This is a genomic window from Shewanella sp. 3_MG-2023, from assembly GCF_030548765.1.
Classification (GTDB): Bacteria; Pseudomonadota; Gammaproteobacteria; order Enterobacterales; family Shewanellaceae; genus Shewanella.
In genome coordinates this window covers 86,156-106,041 of record NZ_JAUOSH010000018.1, presented here as the reverse complement: position 1 = coordinate 106,041, position 19,886 = coordinate 86,156, and the positions used below count along the sequence as shown (strand labels likewise).

Here is a 19,886-nt window from a genome sequence, read left to right as displayed (position 1 = left end):
CTTGTGGTTTAAGGTAGCGCTCGTATAGCTCCGCCTCTTGGGAGCCTTCTTCTGGGGTAAAGCCATATTCCCAGCGAACTAATGATGAAGCATAGACATTAGAATCGATTCGCCCCATCAATCTGTCGACTAAATTATATCGACTCATTTAAAGCTAGCTTTCGAGTTTCAACCAATCTTGTGGTTTTAGGTAGCGCTCGTATAGATCCGCCTCTTGAGAGCCTTCTTCTGGGGTAAAGCCATATTCCCAGCGAACTAAGGGCGGCATAGACATCAAAATAGACTCCGTGCGACCACCGGTTTGTAAGCCAAATAAAGTGCCACGGTCATAAACCAAATTAAACTCAACATAACGGCCTCGACGGTACAGTTGGAACTGGCGCTCATCATCGTTATATTCAAGATCTTTATTACGCTCAACAATCGGCGAATAAGCCGTTAAGAAACCATTACCCACGGCCTGCATAAACTCAAAACTCTTATCAAAACCAGGCTCATTGAGATCATCAAAGAATAATCCACCGACCCCACGGGTTTCATTACGATGAGGCAAAAAGAAGTATTCATCACACCACTTTTTATATTTGGGATAAACCTCATCACCAAATGGGGCGCAAATATCGGCCGAGGTTTGATGCCATGAAACCACATCTTCTTCAAATGGATAGTAAGGAGTTAAATCAAACCCGCCACCAAACCACCATACGGGATCAGCGCCATCTTTATGGGCAATAAAAAAGCGCACATTCGCATGAGTTGTAGGAACAAAAGGATTTTTAGGATGGATAACCAATGACACGCCCATAGCTTCAAAGCTACGTCCAGCTAGCTCTGGACGATGCGCGGTGGCTGATGCCGGCATTGCTGCGCCCATCACATGGGAGAAGTTAACACCAGCTTGTTCAAATACATGGCCTGCGGTCATCACCTTACTGGTGCCACCACCACCTTCGGCGCGCTCCCACGATTCCGCTTGAAAGCTGGCCTTTCCATCTAATGCTTCTAAACCAGCACAGATATTGGCTTGTAGGGATAACAGGTACTGCTTTACGACTGCGGCATCAGGCATTGCCATATCAAATTCCTTATTGTTTATTCGATTATTTTTATTAAATTACTGTCCGTTACGTAATATTTTGCCGCTACGAGCATCGATAATGGTTGAAGGCTGGCGCTGAGCACCAAGATCACCAGTTATCACAGCCGCAACAGTAGTGGAAAAAGTATCTTGAATTTCTGCTATGGTCAGTGCGGGCGCATGACCGGCTAAATTAGCACTAGTTGAAACAATGGCTTTATTAGTGGCGTCACATAATGCTTTTACCACTGGATGAGCCGAAACTCGCACCGCAATGGAATCAAACTCGCCACATAATAATTGGCTAACCTCTGACTTAATTGGCATCACAAAGGTAAAAGGCCCTGGCCACTTACTAAAGGCAAAGGCAAGTTGTGCCTCTGTGAGTTGTGATTCATCAATATAGGGCTGCAGTTGTTTATAGTCGCTGGCAACTAGGATAACGCCCTTTTGCCAAGGACGTTGTTTGATTTCAAGTAACTTTTGAATAGCTGATAGGTTATCAGGATCGCAGCCAAGGCCATAAACGGCTTCAGTGGGATAAGCAAACACCTCTCCTTGCTCAAACACTTCAGTAACATCTGTTGGATGCAACAATTGCATGAAATACCCTTTAATCTTATAAATTATCGATAAATTATACAGACAATAAGGATATGAACAAATACTGATATAAGGCGAATAGAGTCAAAAAAGTTATATTGGACGCTTATATTTACATGATTTCTGCGGGCATTCTAAACGGCTTCCAGCTGCGCCCTTACGCTCAACTAAAATACCAAAATTACATTCAGGGCAAGATTCATTATGGGGCGGAAAATTCACTAAGTACTTACATTTAGGGTAAGTATTACAGGCAAAAAAGGTTTTACCAAAGCGACTGGTACGAGATTCTAAATGGCCTTTTTTACAATGGGGGCAGTTGATAACCTCTGCATTTTCATCGTGATCGTGTTTTTCAATGTGAGTACATTCAGGATAGTGAGTACAGCCAATAAAAATACCAAAACGGCCAGACTTAACTGCCAGCTCATTGCCACACTCTGGGCATTCAGAGCCTTCTATCACTTGAGTTTCAATGGACTCATGTTGAACTAGAGGCCGCGTAAAGTCACAAGTAGGATAATTATTACAGCCTATGAATCCACCATGTTTACTATTTTTAACTGACAACTCACAGCCACACTTTGGGCAGAGTTCAAACTCTTTCTCCAAAGCATGCTCGTGCACAGTAAACAATTGCTGATCGATTTTAGACATTTTACTCTCAATATTACATAAAGGTGTCACCCTATTCAGGTTACACAGGGATGACAAAATAGCCAAGCTGACGATCAAAAAAGGAGGCCTAGCCTCCTTATTTAGTTAACTCATGACAATAGGTTTAAAGACTTAAGAATGTAACCGCCCATCAGGCTGTTCAAAAATAAGATCTTCCATTTGCTCATAAGCAGACTCGTTGCCTGGTACATTAAATAACACCATCAACACCACCCACTTTAAATCTTCCAAGATTAGGGTGGTTTCATCTAGCGCCATCACCCGTTCGATGACCATTTCACGGGTTTCAACACTGAGCACTTGGATTTGTTCAAGAAACAATAAAAACCCACGGCACTCAACATCCAATTTATCCATTTCATCTTTGGTATAAATACGGAATGACTGCTGGGCATGATTGCACAAGTAAGGTTTATCACCTTCTTGTAAATCAGCCAATCTTTCTAGCCAAGACAGGGCTTTCAAAATATCAGCTTGATGAAAACCTGCTCGGGTTAACTCTTTGGTAAGCTCATCTTCGTCAACTAATAGCTCTACTTCGCTATGAACATAGTTTTCAAAAAGGTACATGAGGATATCAAACATGGTTATCTCCTCTCTAATCTGACGTAACCACCAGGCACTTGTGCCACCTGGCCCTGTAATTCAAGTTCAAGCATTTCAACTAACACCAGATCTATCGACTTTCCACTATGCTCGACTACTGCATCTAAACTAGTAGCCTCATAACCTACACTAGCTAACAGCGCAGAAAATGGCAAATTTGTTGTATTATCTGCTATATGGTGACGATTAGCGACATTTTCAAGGTGAAACTGCGTCAATGCGGACAATTCTTCAACAACATCTGTTGCACATTCTACCAATTTAGCGCCATTTTTTAACAAGTCATGGCAACCTTGGTTATAGCCACCGAGCACCGAGCCGGGCACTGCAAACACTTCTCGATTTTGCTCCATCGCCAAGCGCGCACTGATCAACGAGCCACTTTTGCGCGTTGCCTCCACAACAATCGTGCCCAGTGATAAACCACTAATAATGCGATTTCGCCGAGGAAAGTTACCTGCATAGGGGCCAACCTGCGGCCAAAACTCACTCAGTACACAACCTTGATGCTGGATTTGGTGATACAAATTGCTATGGCGTTTAGGGTAAATACATTCAACACCAGTACCTAATACCGCAAGGGTTACGCCATTACTGTCTACTGCTCCTTTATGGGCTGCACCATCAATCCCAGCCGCCATACCGCTGGTTATTGAAAAGCCCATCTGAACCATCTCTGTGGCTAACGCCTTTGCCATATTCAAACCACCAACGGATGCATTGCGACTCCCCACCATGCCAATTGAAGGTCGTAGCAAGGCTTCGAGTTGGCCTTTAATAAATAACACTCCGGGAGGATCTGATATTTGTTGCAGTAATGCGGGATAGTCAGGGTCTGACAAAGTAACAATGTGATGTTGCGGGGATAGATTAAGCCACTCAATGGCCAAATCAACTTTATCAAAATCAATTTGGCATTGAGACAGCAGCTTTGCCGATAATGGCAAAGACTGCTTTTCAAACTCTAAACGTTGCCGTAATTCCTCAACATCCATTTGAGTTAATAATTGTTGAATCCGGGCGGGTCCTAGCCCGGATACTGCACAAACAACTAGCCAGTCGACCAGTTTATTATCGATTACTCGCCTTTTAACTCAGTCGTCTTAGGGGTGACTAACTTATCGTCAACTCGCACAGGACGTTCATTGGCAATAATAATCGCCATACTGGTCTTTTCGAAAACTTTAAACACCATTAACTTGCCATGGAAAATATCAGGCATGGTAATCGCATTATCGTCAGATATTTTGGCTTTTAAGTTGTCGTAAGCACTACGATCAATGGTTGATACCGGCATGCCGTCACTATTGATGACAATGGTTTCACCATTGCGATAAATACCAAACACATGACCGGTGTCGATACCATCAACAGCCCCTTTATCAAGATAAACGATATCTAGCTTGCCAACTTCACGAATATCTTTCTCAATGGCTAACACGTTAGCAGGCACAGACTCTGGCGCCGCTTTAGGAATAAAGTAAGCTGACATCAGCGCTTCATCTTCTACCGGTGCAACTTTAAAACCGGCTTTCGATTCGCGTAAGTTACTCAGTAATTGCACTTTTGAAATGTCGCCAGATTCAATCACTCGACCACTGGCAGTCAAAATAATTTCTTGCCCTAGTAACTCGCTATTTTCTTTATCGAAAAACTCTCTACCTTCTTGGTATACCGCCAGCTTTTCACCAACAGGTAAATTGGCATTAATATAAACCACATCTCCTACTGTATGATGACGAGATGGACTTTCACCAGCAAGGATCATTGGCAAGCCATCAAGCCATTCTGGGTCTACGATTCGGTTTTGCACCAAATAAGGCTGGATCAGTGATAAATCAATAGCAGGGATTGGACCACCTTTGTCGCTAATGCGCCCTTCAGGGCCTTTTTTGATATGCTGCTTTAATACTAACCGTGGTTGTCCATCGATAAACACTAAGGTGAGTCGATCGCCAGGATAAATTAAATGCGGGTTCGCAATCTGTGGATTTGCGCCCCATAATTTAGGCCAACGCCAAGGATCGTCTAAGAAAAAGGCTGATATATCCCACAGCGTATCGCCTTTTTTAACGATATATGAATCGGGGTGACCAGACTTTAATGTTAATTTATCAGCCAAAACCAAGGTTGAGGCTATGGTACTTAGTGTCAAAAACGCGAGTAAAAATATCCGTTTCATGGTTCATTCCATGTGTTTAGCTCTTTATTAGAGCTTTTGCTGTTATTGATAGTCAGTAAGGATTAAAATTAACCCATTAACCAAGCCAGTATAGCTAACTGGCTGAAATTTGACAGACTTGTTAAGAGTTTATATATGCCATTATTAAAAGTTTTACGTTTTCCAGATGAAAGATTACGCACAGTTGCTAAGCCTGTCACCGATTTTGGTGAGGTTTTGCAAACCCAAATAGATAACATGCTTGAAACAATGTACGAGGAAAAAGGCATTGGACTTGCGGCTACTCAGGTAGATTTCCATCAACAATTAATTGTGATGGACCTGCAGGATGAAGTTGAGCGTCCGACCATTTTCATTAATCCTGAGATTGTCAGCAAAAGCGGCGAGTTCACTAATGAAGAAGGCTGTCTTTCGGTTCCGGGCATTTACGCTAAAGTTGATCGTGCTGAATTTGTTACCTTAAAAGCCCAAGATCGTCACGGTAAAGAGTTTACGGTTGAAGCGGATGAGCTATTTGCCATCTGTCTACAGCACGAAATGGATCATTTAAAAGGCAAGTTGTTCGTCGATTACTTGTCAAAAATGAAACGTGACCGTATCAAGACTAAACTTGAGAAAGAAGCCCGTTTAGAAGCAAAAGAAGCATAGGACTCCATTTGAAACCGTTAAATATTATCTTTGCTGGCACGCCAGACTTTGCCGCTTTACATTTGCAGGCACTTATTAATTCCGACCACAATGTGATTGCGGTGTATTCGCAGCCAGATAGACCTGCGGGCCGTGGCAAAAAACTGCAAGCAAGCCCGGTAAAGCAGCTTGCTGTTGCCAACGATATCCCTGTATATCAGCCGCCATCATTACGCAAAGAGGATGCCCAAGCAGAGCTTGCTGCCTTAAACGCTGACATTATGGTCGTCGTTGCATACGGATTAATCCTGCCAAAGATAGTATTAGATACGCCAAAACTGGGTTGTATTAATGTACACGGTTCTATATTGCCTCGCTGGCGTGGCGCCGCGCCAATCCAGCGCGCGCTTTGGGCTGGTGACAGCGAAACTGGCGTCACGATTATGCAAATGGATATCGGTTTAGATACTGGTGACATGTTACTTAAAACGTCGCTTAAAATTGAAGACACCGACACTTCTGCAACCTTGTATAGCAAATTAGCCGAACAAGGACCGCCAGCGTTAATAGAAGCGCTTGAAGGTTTAAGCAAAGGCACCCTCGTTGCTGAACAACAAGATGAATCTTTAGCTAACTATGCTGAAAAGTTATCTAAAGAAGAAGCTCAAATAGATTGGACTAAGCCTGCGAAACAATTATGGCAAGAAATTCGCGCCTTTAACCCTTGGCCAGCTAGTCATTTTAGCCACCAAGGCAATACCATCAAGGTATGGCAAGCGAGTTACAATAATGCTGTTGATAGTAATGGCACTAATGCCACACCTGGTACCGTACTAGACAGCAATAAGCAAGGTGTCACCGTCGCTACAGGCGAAGGCTCTTTGCAGCTACAAGTCATGCAATTACCGGGTAAAAAGCAAATGCCTGTCGCAGATATTCTTAACTCACGCGCAGACTGGTTTGCCCCAGGGGTAAACTTTAACCCAGTCGCGAAAGAAGACAATGAGGCACAGCCATAATGAATGTTAGAGCGCTCGCAGCCAAAGCCATTTTCAATGTACTTGAGAAAGGCATTTCACTATCGGTGGCCTTGCCAGATCAACAACAACATCTCGAAAATGGTAAAGACAAAGCCCTATTAGCAGAACTTTGTTATGGCGTAATGCGTCAACTGCCACAACTGGATAAATGTGTCAGTGACTGCTTAAGCAAACCCTTTAAAGGTAAGCAGCGTATATTGCACCAATTATTATTGGTGGGTTGTTATCAGCTTTACTTCACTCGAATTCCTGCTCATGCGGCCATTTCAGAAACCGCTGAAGCCTGCCGCCAAATGAAATTTGATGGTTTAGTTAAAGTGGTTAATGGTGTTCTTCGTAATATTCAACGTAAAGAAGCACCACTAAATACTGACAACGACACCCTGAAATACAATACTCCTGCTTGGTTTATTAAACGCCTAAAATCGGCCTACCCAGATCAATGGCAACAAGTTATTGAGCAAAGCCATCAACGCCCACCAATGTGGCTGCGCAACAATCAGCTATCACAAACCCGTGAGCAATACTTAGCGCTACTTGCTGAACAAGAAGTAGAAGCCAGTGCCGGTGCGAGTGATGATGCGATTTTACTTGCTAGTCCAACAGATGTAATGCGATTACCCGGTTTTGCTGAAGGCTCAGCCTCAGTACAAGATGGGGCCGCGCAGTGGGCAGCAACGCTATTAGCACCAGAAACTAATGAACTGGTTCTTGATGCCTGTGCTGCACCCGGCGGAAAAACCTGCCATCTAATAGAAACTGCGCCAAACATTAGTCTAGTCGCGGTAGATTTTGATGAAAAACGCTTAGAGCGTGTGCAACAAAATCTGGACAGATTACAATTAAAAGCGCAAGTTATTCATGGTGATGCAGCCAATATTGATACTTGGTGGCAAGGTGAAAAGTTTGACAGGATCTTATTAGATGCCCCTTGCTCTGCAACCGGTGTCATTCGTCGCCACCCTGACATTAAGTGGCTACGTAAAAACAGTGATATTGATGAACTGGCTTTACTGCAACAACAAATCATTGATCATTGCTGGAAATGGCTGAAACCCGGCGGCACCATCCTTTATGCCACTTGCTCAATTTTGCCAGAAGAAAACAGCCAGCAAATAGAGCAATTTTTACAAAGAACAAGCGATGCGACATTAGTACCAATCGCCCAACAATCATCTGCTGATGATATTGGTTGGCAATTGCTACCAGGCCAAAACAATTGTGATGGCTTTTACTACGCACGTTTAGTTAAAGCGCTTTAAGCTCGTTTAGTAGGGATACCCGCACAGCAATGAAAATTATTATTTTGGGCGCAGGCCAAGTTGGCGGCACACTGGCTGAAAACCTCGTCGGTGAAAATAACGACATCACCTTAGTGGATAATAACCGCGCCAGAGTTAAATACTTACAAGATAAATTCGATTTGCAAACCGTCATCGGCCATGGTGCTCACCCGAGCACCTTAAAAAGGGCCGGCGCAGAAGATGCCGATATGCTAATTGCAGTCACCAATAGTGATGAATGCAATATGGCTGCATGCCATATTGCATACAGCTTATTTGGCACCCCAACCAAAATAGCCCGGATCCGCTCAGAAGCTTACCTTGAGCAGCGCGACAAATTGTTCATCAATACCGAAGTTAAAAACAGTGACACCAAATTACGTGGTGGCTTTGTTATTGATGAATTGATTGCCCCAGAGCAACTTGTTACCGCCTATATTGAACGTTTAGTGCAATACCCTGGCGCACTGCAAGTACTCGAGTTTGCTAAAGGCAAATTAAGCCTAGTGGCCATTAAGGCTTATTATGGTGGGCCATTAGTGGGTAACGCGCTGGCAACGCTGCGTGAACATATGCCGAATATTGATACCCGGGTCGCGGCTATTTTCCGTAAAGGCAAAGCGATTATGCCCCGCGGTACCACCATTATCGAAGCCGATGATGAAGTGTTTTTCGTTGCCGACACCCGCCATGTGCGAGCGGTGATGAGTGAAATGCAAAAGCTGGATAATTCTTACCGTAATATCATGATCGCCGGTGGTGGTAATATTGGTTATGGCCTTGCAAAAAGATTACAAAAAAAGCACTCAGTCAAACTCATTGAACACAGTTTAGAGCGCGCAGAAAGCCTGTCAGAAAGGTTAGAAAACTGCACAGTATTTAACGGTGATGCATCGGATCAAGAGTTACTGCAAGAAGAGCACATTGACCAAACAGATGTGTTTATAGCTGTCACCAATGATGACGAAGCTAACATTATGTCGGCGCTATTAGCTAAGCGAATGGGCGCCAAAAAAGTCATGGTGCTTATTCAACGTGAAGCCTATGTGGATATTGTCCAAGAAGCCAATATCGATATTGCAATTTCACCGCAGCAAACCACCATTTCAGCCTTACTGACCCATATCCGCCAAGGCGATATTTGTAATGTTTACTCATTACGTCGCGGCGCAGCTGAAGCTATCGAAGCCATTGCCCATGGCAGCTCTTCCACCTCAAAAGTGGTCGGCAAGCAAATCAGCGACATAAAATTACCCCCAGGAACGACCATTGGCGCTATCGTTAGAAATGATGAAGTGATTATGGGTCATGATAAAACCGTCATTGAAGAAGGAGATCATGTGATTCTATTTTTAGTAAATAAAAAGTTCATTGGCGATGTAGAAAAGCTGTTCCAACCGAGCGCGTTTTTCTTCTAGCGTCACCATTAATGGCACTATGCTGAATTTAAAACCGCTACTGTTTGTCATTGGCGCTTTTTTATCTATTCTCACTGGCTTCATGCTGGTGCCAATGGCTTTTGCGCTGTTTTACCATGAAGAAACTATCGGCGCATTTATGATGTCCGGTTTGTTTAGCGGCTTAGTCGCGATTTTATGTATTCAAGCTGGCCGCAGCAGCGACGTTAACCTTAATATCCGCGATATGTTTTTTCTCACCAGCATGACTTGGCTGGTAGTCAGTTTATTTGCCGCCTTACCTTTCACCCTTTACCACGGTATTAACTATACCGACGCCTTTTTCGAAACCATGTCCGGCATCACCACCACAGGCTCAACTGTGCTGTCAGGCTTAGACGACATGGACCACAGCATTTTAATTTGGCGATCCCTATTACAATGGCTTGGTGGGATCGGTTTTATTGTCATGGCGGTAGCCATTCTGCCTTTTCTCAATGTCGGTGGTATGCGCCTGTTTCGCACCGAGTCGTCAGACTGGAGCGACAAAACCACTCCACGGACCCAACACATGGCCAAATACCTTTTTGAGGTCTATGTTGTGCTTACCGTGTTATGTGCCTTGGCCTACCACTTGTCGGGGATGCATTGGTTTGAAGCCATTAATCATGCCATGACCACACTGTCTACTGGCGGCTATTCAACGTCTGATAGCTCAATGTCAGCTTTTACTCCAGCAGCCCATTGGGTCGCAATTGTGTTTATGGCTGCAGGAGGCTTGCCGCTGCTGATGTTTGTACAAAGCATTCAGCAAAAAACCTTAAAGATATGGAATGACGAACAAGTTAAAGGCTTTATAAAATTTATCATCTTGGTGTCGGTAACCCTTGGCTTTTGGCTTTGGTTCAAATCAGATATGGCACTGCTCGACGCCATGCGCCTATCTGGGTTTAACGTCATCTCAGTGGTTACAACGACTGGCTATGGCTTAACCGATTATCAGGCATGGGGCGCTTTTGCCAGTATCAGTTTTTTATTTCTGATGTTTGCTGGTAGCTGCTCCGGCTCGACCTCTGGTGGGATTAAAATATTTCGCTTTCAGATTTCACTTAAAGTCATGCTCCAGCAATTAACTCAACAAGTCCATCCTCAAGCTGTAGTCAGTAAGCGCTATAATCATCGCGTCATTGATAATGATATTATTCGCTCAATTATGGCCTTTATCATGCTGTTTTTGATTGTGATTATATTACTTGCGGTGACCTTGGTGCTCACAGGCTTAGATCCTGTAACCAGTATTTCAGGCGCCATTACTGCGGTAACTAATGTCGGCCCAGGTCTTGGGCCTGTTATTGGGCCTGCGGGTAATTTTGCCAGCTTACCGGATACCGCTAAATGGGCGCTGGCTTTTGGAATGTTATTGGGGCGATTAGAAATCATTACCGTGGCGGTACTGTTCGCCCCCAAATTTTGGAAGTACTAATTAGACGCACTAGCTTGAAGTACTAACGTAACAAGCTAACTCAAAGAGCTAGCTCGCGACCGCTGTAACCCCAAGGCTGACTACATGATCGGCATACACTTTCACATCTTCCCAATCAGTGTAATCAATCACGCTCTTAGGATCAGTCGGGCCGTCAGTCATTTTCATAATTAAGCGAATCGCCAAGCTGTCATACCAAGTCCACGATGGGTAATTCACTTTACCTGCAATGATTTTGACATCTTGTGGCTGCCAAGGTGAAAGCTCAATAAACTTTTGTAGGTATTTATTATTTTCTGGAATGCGTTTTTCAGGCTTACGTGCCACAACGTTGACACAGAAAAAGCTATTGGGCTTGCTGCTCAGCTGTTGTTGGTAACGATTAACAAATTCAAATACCGACTTATGATAAGAACCATATAAAACACAAGCCCCTAACGCAATAACATCATAGCTTGCCCAATCAATGTCAGCATGGTTATTATCAAGAATATTGACCACATCACACTGATGACCGTTATGGACAATCTGCTCTGCAATTGCACGACTAATTTGTGCAGTATGCCCACCTCTTGAATAATAAATAACTAAAGTTTTTGCCATTTCAACACCGATTGTTGCTTGAATAAGCAGCCATTGTTACAAAAAAGGCTATTATAATCGCGCTCTTTGATCACAAATTAGAAACGTCTCATATAATTAGATGATAAAATTGAGATCTAAGTTCGCCAGCAGTATGATGAATCTGAGTATTAAATCAGTAATAGGTAAATAAATGTCTAAAAATATTGATGTAGAGTCGATGCTAGGTAATGCCGAGATGGCAGCCAAATGGCTAAAAGCGATTGCTAATCCTTATCGATTGATGATTTTGTGTTTACTGCTGGAAAAAGAACGCAGTGTCACTGAATTAAATGAAACGGTGCCATTAAGCCAATCAGCATTATCTCAACACCTTGCAGTCATTCGAGCCCAAGATTTAGTCAATACTCGTAAAAGCTCACAGAACGTGTATTACACCCTAAAAAATGCTGAAGTGACTGAAGTTATCTCAATTTTGCATCGTTTATATTGCGCAGCTTAATAAGCCTTAACGACTATTAAGCTGAATAAAGTCATTGGCAAACTCATCGACTTTATTCCAATCGGTAAACTCAAAAGTACCTGTGATATCTGTTGGCCCTTTGGTCATCCACATGATAAAGCGGATCATCACTCTATCCATGGTGCGATACTTCGGGTAATCTATCTTCCCTGCAAACACGCCTAATAAGTTAGGCTGCCATTGAGATAATTGCAGAAACTTTTGCATATACGGATTGGTTTCAGGGGTATTTTTAAGGGGCTTTCGAGCAACAACATTTACCGTAAAAAATGCGCTTTTCATTGAGGACAAGCTGCTCAGGTTTGCCTGTATGAACTCATAAAGCTCAGGTCGATGTTTGCCATAACGAATGCTGGCGCCTATGAGTACCTTGTCAAAGTCCGTGAGTGGTAACGACTTTGCTTCAACAAGAGAAACCAAAGTCACCTGTTCGCCAGCCTCTTCTAGCATCAACTTAAGCTTGTTACAAATAGACAAAGTTTGTCCATCGACTGTCGAATATATCATGATGCTTTTAAGCATATCTCTTCCTTTTAATCGACGATTTCCTCAACAGTAATAAGCGCTAAATACCCATTGAAAATAGCTAGCTCATTAGTTTTTCCAAAAAGTCGGCGTAAATAACACTAACAAGGTAAACACCTCTAAACGGCCAAATAGCATGGCCAGTACCAACACCCATTTAGCCCCATCAGTCACGCTGGCATAGTTACTGGCCACCTCTCCTAAGCCTGGGCCTAGATTATTAATACTGGCAGCTGTTGCACTAAAGGCGGTAATGGCGTCCATTTCCATTGCCATTAATAGCACCATACAAATGACAAACACTAAGGCATACGCAGAGAAAAATCCCCATACCGCATCAATGACACGATCAGGCAAAGCAGACTTACCAATTCGAATCGAATACATGGCCTTAGGGTGTATTAAACGCTTCATTTCACGAGAGCCTTGTAGCAACAAGAGCACAAAGCGGATCACTTTCATGCCGCCCCCGGTAGAGCCAGCACAACCACCAATAAAACTAGAAAAGATTAATAATATAGGCAAAAACAATGGCCAAGAGTTAAAACTTTCGGTGCCAAAACCAGCCGTAGTGGATATCGACACCACCTGGAAAAAAGCATAATCTAAGGTCTGCTCTGGCGAATCATATATGCCAGCATTATATAAAGTCGCGAAACAAATAGCGGTTAATACCAATTGAATACCAATTAAGGCTTTAAATTCAGCATCACGAAAATAGACTTTAAAATTAATCCCCCGCCAACTGAACGCGGCGAAATGCAGGCTAAAGTTAACAGCCGCAATCAGTAAAAACACCGCGCAAATAACATTGATCAGCGGGCTATTAAAATAGCCAATACTGGCATCATGAGTTGAGAAACCACCAATAGCAATGGTCGAGAATGAATGACAAATAGCATCAAAGGCGCTCATGCCAGCAAAATAAAATGCTGTCGCACAAGCCACAGTTAATAATAAGTAGATATACCAAAGCGCCTTGGCGGTCTCGGCAATTCGCGGTTTCATCTTACTGTCTTTTACCGGCCCGGGTATTTCAGCTTTATAGAGCTGCATACCACCAATACCTAACAGCGGCAAAATGGCTACCGCGAGCACAATGATCCCCATGCCACCCATCCACTGCAGCAGATGTCGATAAAACAATATCGCTTTGGGTAAATCATCGAGGCCGACAATCACGGTGGCCCCTGTAGTAGTCAACGCTGAAAAGGATTCAAAGAAGCTGTCTGTCCAACTTAAGTCGGGCTCGGTAGAAAAGATAAATGGTAGTGCCCCGATGGAGCCCAGTACCGTCCAAAACATCACCACAATCAAAAAGCCTTCGCGGGTGCGCAAATCGCCTTTTTGAGCCCGGTTTGGATACCAAAGTAAAAAACCTAAAAATAAACTGACGCAAAACGCCTGTATAAATGCAGTACCGCCGCCATCTTTATAAAAAATGGCGACTAATGCAGGTGGCAGCATAGTGATAGAAAATAATCCCATCAGCAGGCCAGTGATTCTAATAATTGTTTTATATTGCACTGTGTTTATATCGCATAGGTTTTATTTTGCACTAATTTGAGAGCATCGTTGTTAATGCCGCCCAAGACTCGGGCGCGCTAATAAGCCATAACACCTCAGCTAATCACATCTTTAAAGATCAGCGATTAACAATTGAGCTTATTATCGTTATGACTTTGTATTTTGGCATACTTTTTACACTCATCAAACGTTAAACTTTGCCTTAAGCTGACCTTGGGTTTGGGTGGCCAGCTCACGATTAAAGTCATCATGAAATGCTTTGGCAATTTCAAATTCAATTTCGATAACATCAGTAAAGATTTTATTGCTGATAACACCATCAAATTGATTAACCAAATATTCAATTTGATTAAGTTGCGGGTAACTGCAACTCAGCTTAGTACTATAGCGAATATATTTAGTTTTGGTCTCAAGTTCGGTTAAACCAGACTTGATCCCCGATGAGTAAGCCCGCACTAAGCCACCCACGCCTAACTTAGTGCCGCCAAAGTAGCGCACTACAATAGCGCCAATCTCACCAATATTTGAACCTTGTAACGTTGCTAACATCGGCCGACCAGCACTGCCTGCAGGCTCGCCATCGTCGCTGCTGCCAATGGCAATACTATTTTGCGGATCGGACGCCACAAAAGCATAGCAATAATGGTTAGCGCCCGGGTATTCCAGCCTCATGTTAGTAAGCGCACACTTCAACTCTAATTCACTACTACAGTGAAACAGCACAGTGATAAATCGACTGTGCTTGATATCTTCTTCGATGGTGAGTGTTTGATTGGGTATTTGGTATTGTTCAGTCAATGAGACCTAGCTCTCGGGTCATGTTTTCGTTTCTATCTTGGTGCACAATAACATTATCTTCAATTCGAATGCCGCCAAAAGGTCTTAATTCGTCGACTTTATCCCAATTTATTTGCGATTGTCGCCGATCGGCTTTTAGTCCTGCCAGTAATGAGTCGATAATATATATCCCCGGTTCAATAGTAAAAACTTGGTTAGCGGCGATTTCACGGGTGCAACGTAAAAATGGATGCCCAGCTGGTGTCGGAATATGGGTGCCTGCTTCATCACCTAAAAAGCCGCCCATATCGTGTACTTGTAACCCCAGCATGTGGCCTAAACCATGGGGGCAGAAAACACTGGTAATCCCCTGCTCGACCAAGCCTTGAGCATCACCTGTTGCCAAATTAAAGTCCAACATCAAATTAGCCAGTTTTGCATGAAAACGTAAGTGTAAATCAGGGTATTTAACCCCAGGCTTCATCATATCGACTAGTGACAACTGCAACTTGTTCATCTCCACAATCAACTCGTAGAAACTATTTTTCTCAAAAGAGTAAGTACGGGTAATGTCAGATGCATAACCATTATAGTTAGCGCCCGCATCGATTAAGAATGATAACCGTGGTGACGGGATTTGATGCTCTAATACGGTGTAATGCAATATCGCCGCATTTTGGTTAAGGGCAACAATATTGCCATAGGGTACTTCGTTTTCAGTTTGGCCAATGGCGGATAAATACTGCTGCTGAATTTCAAACTCGCTGCCACCATTATAAAAAGCATTCTTAGCCGCTAAGTGGCCTTTTATTGCAGTTTGGTTAGCGCGGCGCAAACATTCCAGTTCGTACTGGGTTTTATCGGCGCGGTGATAATGCAGGTAATTCATTACCGCATCAGGATTACAGCAACTGATGCCGAGCACTTCAGCCACATCAATATGCTCACCAATATATGCCCAGTGCGATAAATCAGCCGGTAATAATTGCGCCACTTGGTCTGCTTTAGTCAGCAATTTAATCTCAAAATGTTCAGCCCAAAAATCATTGGGCTCATCACTGACTTTATGCCAAAAATCCACCGGGCGATAAAATATCAGCTGCGGTTTATCAACTCCGTTAGCGACAACCCAACAATTGGGGTTATCAAGCACAGGTAACCAGGCTTTAAACTGTGGATTAACTTTAAATGGGTAACTTAAATCATCAAGAAACTGGCGATGAGCCTGGCCTGAATGAATAACTAACCCATCAAGCTGTTCACTTTGTGTTATTTCGGCAACACGGCGATTTAGTTCTGCAATGTGTGCATGATAAAAATGAGCAAGCTGATCCATTATTTCAGTCCCTGTAATGATTTTTTATTATGAAAGAACTTGTGAAGTGTATCACAAAGGGCAAAATTGACTCTAGCTGCCAATTATTTAAACGGACGTTTAAATTGGGTGTTGTATTTTATTTCATTTCGTCGCACACTGTTTGGCAACTGGTCAAATGATGGCCGTCGCTGCTGTGAAAACAAAGCTAGATAACAACACAGTGATTGTGATGTAGAAGTCGCTTTTAGCAAAAAGGAAGCAAGCAATGATCTACCAAAGTCCTACGATTCAAGTTGAGTTATTAGAGGATAATATTGCCAAGCTGTGCTTTAACGCACCAGGTTCGGTAAATAAATTCGATAAAGAAACTCTTTCTTCATTAGATGCTGCATTAGAAAGCATCAAGCAAAACACCAACATACAAGGCCTACTGGTTACCTCTGGTAAAAGTACCTTTATCGTTGGCGCTGATATCACAGAATTTTTAGGTTTATTTGAGCAAGATGATGCCACCTTATTATCTTGGGTCGAACAAGCCAGCGCAGTATTTGATAAACTTGAAGACTTACCATTCCCAACAGCTTCTGCTGTAAATGGTTTTGCATTAGGTGGCGGTTGTGAAGCTATCCTTGCGACTGACTTACGCATCGCTGACACCAACGCCCGTATAGGCTTGCCAGAAACCAAGCTTGGTTTAATCCCAGGTTTTGGTGGTACTGTGCGCTTACCTCGTGTGATTGGTGCTGACAACGCACTAGAATGGATCACCACAGGTAAAGATCAACGCCCAGAGGCTGCTTTAAAAGTTGGCGCTATTGATGCGGTTGTTGCACCTGAAAATTTAGAAGCTGCTGCTCTACAAATGCTAAAAGATGCCATCAACGAAAAGTTAGATTGGCAGTCTCGCCGCGCACGTAAACTTAAACCACTTACATTGCCAAAGCTTGAAGCCATGATGTCGTTTGCAACGGCTAAAGGCATGGTCTTTAAAGTTGCAGGTAAACATTACCCTGCACCTATGATGGCAGTTAACGTTATTGAACAAGCTGCAACACTTGATCGCGCAGAAGCGCTAAAAGTAGAAAATAAAGCTTTCATCAAATTAGCGAAAACTGAAGTTGCCACGGCATTAATTGGCATTTTCTTAAACGACCAGTTCGTTAAAGGTAAAGCTAAGAAAGCCGGTAAACTGGCTAAGAAAGTAAACAGCGCTGCAGTATTAGGCGCTGGCATCATGGGTGGCGGTATCGCTTACCAAAGTGCAAGTAAAGGTACACCGATTGTCATGAAAGACATCGCCCAACCTGCATTAGATTTAGGTTTAGGCGAAGCGGCTAAATTACTGACAGCGCAAGTTAAGCGTGGCCGTTCTACCCCAGCTAAAATGGCAGCAGTTTTAAACAACATCACTCCAGCGTTAGATTATGCCCCCATTAAAGATGCTGACGTTATCGTTGAAGCTGTAGTTGAGCATCCTAAAGTTAAAGCGTCTGTATTAGCTGAAGTTGAAGGTTATGTTGCAGATGATGCCATCATTGCATCAAACACCTCTACTATCTCAATCAACTTATTAGCGAAGAGCATGAAGAAGCCAGAGCGCTTCTGCGGCATGCACTTCTTTAACCCAGTACATAAAATGCCATTAGTTGAAGTCATTCGTGGCGAAAACAGCTCAGAAGAAACGATTGCTTCTGTTGTGGCATACGCCAGCAAAATGGGTAAAACTCCTATCGTTGTTAACGATTGCCCAGGTTTCTTTGTTAACCGCGTATTGTTCCCTTACTTTGCCGGCTTCAGTGGTTTACTGGCTGACGGTGCTGATTTTGCCAAAATCGATAAAGTAATGGAAAAGCAATTCGGTTGGCCAATGGGCCCAGCATACTTACTTGACGTTGTTGGTCTAGATACAGGTCATCATGCACAAGCAGTTATGGCTGAAGGTTTCCCTGACCGCATGGGTAAAAATGGCAAAGATGCTATCGACATCATGTTTGAAAGTGAGCGCTTTGGTCAGAAGAATACTAAAGGGTTCTACTCTTACTCTGTTGACCGTCGCGGTAAGCCAAAGAAAGATTTAGATCCAACAAGCTATGAATTGTTAGGTAAAGAATTTGGTGAGCTAAAAGAATTCGAAGCAGATGAAGTTATCGCTCGTTGTATGATCCCAATGATTATCGAAACGGTTCGTTGTTTAGAAGAAGGCATTATTGCTTCTCCTGCTGAAGGCGATATGGGTCTGGTTTACGGTATTGGTTTTCCACCATTTAGAGGCGGTGTATTCCGTTACCTAGATACCATGGGTGTTGCTAACTTTGTTGCACTTGCTGACAAGTTTGCTCACTTAGGTGGTTTATATCAAGTGACTGATGCAATGCGTGAGCTTGCAGCCAATAACGGTACTTACTACCCAGCCTAATTAGCAGTAAAGGAATAACATCATGAAAAACGCTGTAATCGTCGACTGCATTCGTACTCCGATGGGCCGCTCTAAGGCTGGAGTATTTAGAAATGTACGTGCAGAAACTTTATCTGCAGAACTAATGAAATCATTATTAGCACGTAATCCAAAGCTTAATCCAACAGATATCGAAGATGTTATCTGGGGTTGTGTGCAACAAACTCTTGAGCAAGGTTTCAACATTGCTCGTAACGCGGCGCTTTTAGCTGGCATTCCAAAATCAGCTGGCGCCGTAACGGTTAACCGCTTATGTGGTTCATCAATGGATGCCTTGCATCAAGCAGCCCGCGCAATTATGACTGGCCAAGGCGATACCTTTATCGTTGGTGGTGTTGAGCACATGGGTCATGTACCAATGAACCATGGTGTAGACTTCCACCCAGGTCTTGCTGCTAACGTGGCAAAAGCATCTGGCATGATGGGCTTAACCGCTGAAATGCTAGGCAAAATGCATGGTATTACTCGTGAACAACAAGACGCTTTTGCTGTACGTTCTCATCAACGCGCTCATGCTGCTACTGTTGAAGGTCGTTTTGATAATGAAATCGTTCCTATCGAAGGACACGATGCAAACGGCGCGTTAATTAAAGTGACTCACGATGAAGTTATTCGTCCAGAGACGTCATTAGAGTCTTTATCAGGTCTACGCCCAGCGTTTGACCCAGCTAACGGCACAGTAACAGCGGGGACCTCTTCTGCACTTTCTGACGGCGCTTCAGCTATGTTAGTGATGGAAGAAGAAAAAGCTAAAGCATTAGGTTTACCGATTCGTGCTCGCATCCGCTCTATGGCAGTTGCTGGTTGTGATGCTGCGATAATGGGTTACGGCCCAGTTCCTGCAACTAACAAAGCCTTAGCTCGCGCAGGATTAAACATAGATGATATGGGCGTGATTGAATTGAATGAAGCATTCGCTGCGCAATCATTACCTTGTGTTAAAGATCTTGGTTTAACCGATGTTGTTGACGAAAAAGTTAACTTAAATGGTGGCGCGATTGCATTAGGTCACCCATTAGGTTGTTCAGGTACGCGTATATCTACAACACTGATTAACTTGATGGAAGCAAAAGATGCTAAGTATGGCTTAGCCACTATGTGTATTGGTTTAGGCCAAGGCATTGCAACTATCTTCGAACGTGTAGATAGCTAAAAAATAAATGTAAATAAAAAGCCGCTTCACAAATTGTGAAGCGGCTTTT

The 19,886-nt window shown here is 43.3% G+C and carries 19 protein-coding genes; 8 read left to right on the top strand and 11 right to left on the bottom strand.

Features of this window, described 5'->3' with window-relative positions; all coding sequences use genetic code 11:
- Positions 1 to 154 precede the first annotated feature (154 nt).
- The 6 genes from hemF to Q4591_RS11925 all read right to left on the bottom strand — a co-directional run bounded on the left by hemF (position 155) and on the right by Q4591_RS11925 (position 5,147).
- On the bottom strand, positions 155 to 1,075 hold the full coding sequence (gene hemF / locus Q4591_RS11950; RefSeq protein ID WP_303461189.1) for an oxygen-dependent coproporphyrinogen oxidase: 921 nt from the start codon (positions 1,073 to 1,075) through the stop codon (positions 155 to 157).
- Positions 1,076 to 1,114: 39 nt separating this feature from the next.
- Positions 1,115 to 1,681, bottom strand: a complete 567-nt coding sequence (locus Q4591_RS11945; RefSeq protein WP_102436458.1) for an L-threonylcarbamoyladenylate synthase — start codon at positions 1,679 to 1,681, stop codon at positions 1,115 to 1,117.
- Between the two features lie 93 nt (positions 1,682 to 1,774).
- Positions 1,775 to 2,338 (bottom strand): type I DNA topoisomerase, encoded by a 564-nt coding sequence (locus Q4591_RS11940; RefSeq protein WP_102436456.1) that lies wholly within the window; start codon positions 2,336 to 2,338, stop codon positions 1,775 to 1,777.
- A 132-nt stretch (positions 2,339 to 2,470) separates the two neighbouring features.
- Positions 2,471 to 2,944 carry a DUF494 family protein gene (locus tag Q4591_RS11935; RefSeq protein ID WP_076541718.1) on the bottom strand — a complete coding sequence of 158 codons (474 nt, stop codon included), beginning with the start codon at positions 2,942 to 2,944 and terminating at the stop codon, positions 2,471 to 2,473.
- A gap of 2 nt (positions 2,945 to 2,946) precedes the next feature.
- Positions 2,947 to 3,960, bottom strand: a complete 1,014-nt coding sequence (dprA, locus tag Q4591_RS11930) for a DNA-processing protein DprA (protein WP_102436454.1) — start codon at positions 3,958 to 3,960, stop codon at positions 2,947 to 2,949.
- A gap of 83 nt (positions 3,961 to 4,043) precedes the next feature.
- Positions 4,044 to 5,147 (bottom strand): LysM peptidoglycan-binding domain-containing protein, encoded by a 1,104-nt coding sequence (locus tag Q4591_RS11925; RefSeq protein ID WP_198589321.1) that lies wholly within the window; start codon positions 5,145 to 5,147, stop codon positions 4,044 to 4,046.
- A gap of 135 nt (positions 5,148 to 5,282) precedes the next feature.
- On the opposite strand from Q4591_RS11925, the gene def reads away from it, so the two are divergent.
- From def to Q4591_RS11900, 5 genes are read left to right on the top strand one after another with little or no spacing between them, the layout of a single operon-like run.
- Entirely contained in the window at positions 5,283 to 5,795 is a 513-nt protein-coding gene (def, locus tag Q4591_RS11920; RefSeq protein ID WP_206747599.1) for a peptide deformylase, read from the top strand.
- 8 nt (positions 5,796 to 5,803) lie between these two features.
- Entirely contained in the window at positions 5,804 to 6,793 is a 990-nt protein-coding gene (gene fmt / locus Q4591_RS11915; protein WP_102475875.1) for a methionyl-tRNA formyltransferase, read from the top strand.
- A complete protein-coding gene (rsmB, locus tag Q4591_RS11910; RefSeq protein WP_303413294.1) occupies positions 6,793 to 8,076 on the top strand; it encodes a 16S rRNA (cytosine(967)-C(5))-methyltransferase RsmB in 1,284 nt (427 codons plus the stop codon). The genes fmt and rsmB overlap by 1 nt, the downstream gene beginning before the upstream one ends.
- A 29-nt stretch (positions 8,077 to 8,105) precedes the next feature.
- Positions 8,106 to 9,515: a Trk system potassium transporter TrkA gene (gene trkA, locus Q4591_RS11905; RefSeq protein ID WP_076541730.1), complete on the top strand. Its 1,410-nt coding sequence runs from the start codon at positions 8,106 to 8,108 to the stop codon at positions 9,513 to 9,515.
- A gap of 19 nt (positions 9,516 to 9,534) precedes the next feature.
- Positions 9,535 to 10,977 (top strand): TrkH family potassium uptake protein, encoded by a 1,443-nt coding sequence (locus tag Q4591_RS11900; RefSeq protein ID WP_303461187.1) that lies wholly within the window; start codon positions 9,535 to 9,537, stop codon positions 10,975 to 10,977.
- Positions 10,978 to 11,025: 48 nt separating this feature from the next.
- Here Q4591_RS11900 and hemG (Q4591_RS11895) read toward each other — a convergent pair whose 3' ends face one another.
- Positions 11,026 to 11,580, bottom strand: a complete 555-nt coding sequence (gene hemG / locus Q4591_RS11895; RefSeq protein ID WP_102436444.1) for a menaquinone-dependent protoporphyrinogen IX dehydrogenase — start codon at positions 11,578 to 11,580, stop codon at positions 11,026 to 11,028.
- A gap of 172 nt (positions 11,581 to 11,752) precedes the next feature.
- Here hemG (Q4591_RS11895) and Q4591_RS11890 point away from each other — a divergent pair, with 172 nt between their 5' ends.
- The gene (locus Q4591_RS11890) at positions 11,753 to 12,061 is read left to right on the top strand and encodes a metalloregulator ArsR/SmtB family transcription factor (protein WP_076541734.1); all 309 of its coding nucleotides are present in this window, start codon (positions 11,753 to 11,755) and stop codon (positions 12,059 to 12,061) included.
- Between the two features lie 6 nt (positions 12,062 to 12,067).
- Here Q4591_RS11890 and hemG (Q4591_RS11885) read toward each other — a convergent pair whose 3' ends face one another.
- The 4 genes from hemG (Q4591_RS11885) to pepQ form a co-directional block, all read right to left on the bottom strand.
- Positions 12,068 to 12,604 carry a menaquinone-dependent protoporphyrinogen IX dehydrogenase gene (hemG, locus tag Q4591_RS11885; protein WP_102475872.1) on the bottom strand — a complete coding sequence of 179 codons (537 nt, stop codon included), beginning with the start codon at positions 12,602 to 12,604 and terminating at the stop codon, positions 12,068 to 12,070.
- A 72-nt stretch (positions 12,605 to 12,676) separates the two neighbouring features.
- Positions 12,677 to 14,134 carry a TrkH family potassium uptake protein gene (locus tag Q4591_RS11880; RefSeq protein WP_102436440.1) on the bottom strand — a complete coding sequence of 486 codons (1,458 nt, stop codon included), beginning with the start codon at positions 14,132 to 14,134 and terminating at the stop codon, positions 12,677 to 12,679.
- A gap of 183 nt (positions 14,135 to 14,317) precedes the next feature.
- Positions 14,318 to 14,932, bottom strand: coding sequence for a YigZ family protein (locus Q4591_RS11875; protein WP_303461184.1), 615 nt, complete (start codon positions 14,930 to 14,932; stop codon positions 14,318 to 14,320).
- Positions 14,925 to 16,247: a Xaa-Pro dipeptidase gene (gene pepQ / locus Q4591_RS11870; protein WP_102436436.1), complete on the bottom strand. Its 1,323-nt coding sequence runs from the start codon at positions 16,245 to 16,247 to the stop codon at positions 14,925 to 14,927. The genes Q4591_RS11875 and pepQ overlap by 8 nt, the downstream gene beginning before the upstream one ends.
- Before the next feature lie 247 nt (positions 16,248 to 16,494).
- Here pepQ and fadB point away from each other — a divergent pair, with 247 nt between their 5' ends.
- Positions 16,495 to 18,645, top strand: a complete 2,151-nt coding sequence (gene fadB, locus Q4591_RS11865; RefSeq protein ID WP_102520276.1) for a fatty acid oxidation complex subunit alpha FadB — start codon at positions 16,495 to 16,497, stop codon at positions 18,643 to 18,645.
- A 22-nt stretch (positions 18,646 to 18,667) separates the two neighbouring features.
- On the top strand, positions 18,668 to 19,837 hold the full coding sequence (gene fadA, locus Q4591_RS11860; RefSeq protein ID WP_303461182.1) for an acetyl-CoA C-acyltransferase FadA: 1,170 nt from the start codon (positions 18,668 to 18,670) through the stop codon (positions 19,835 to 19,837).
- Positions 19,838 to 19,886 lie beyond the last annotated feature (49 nt).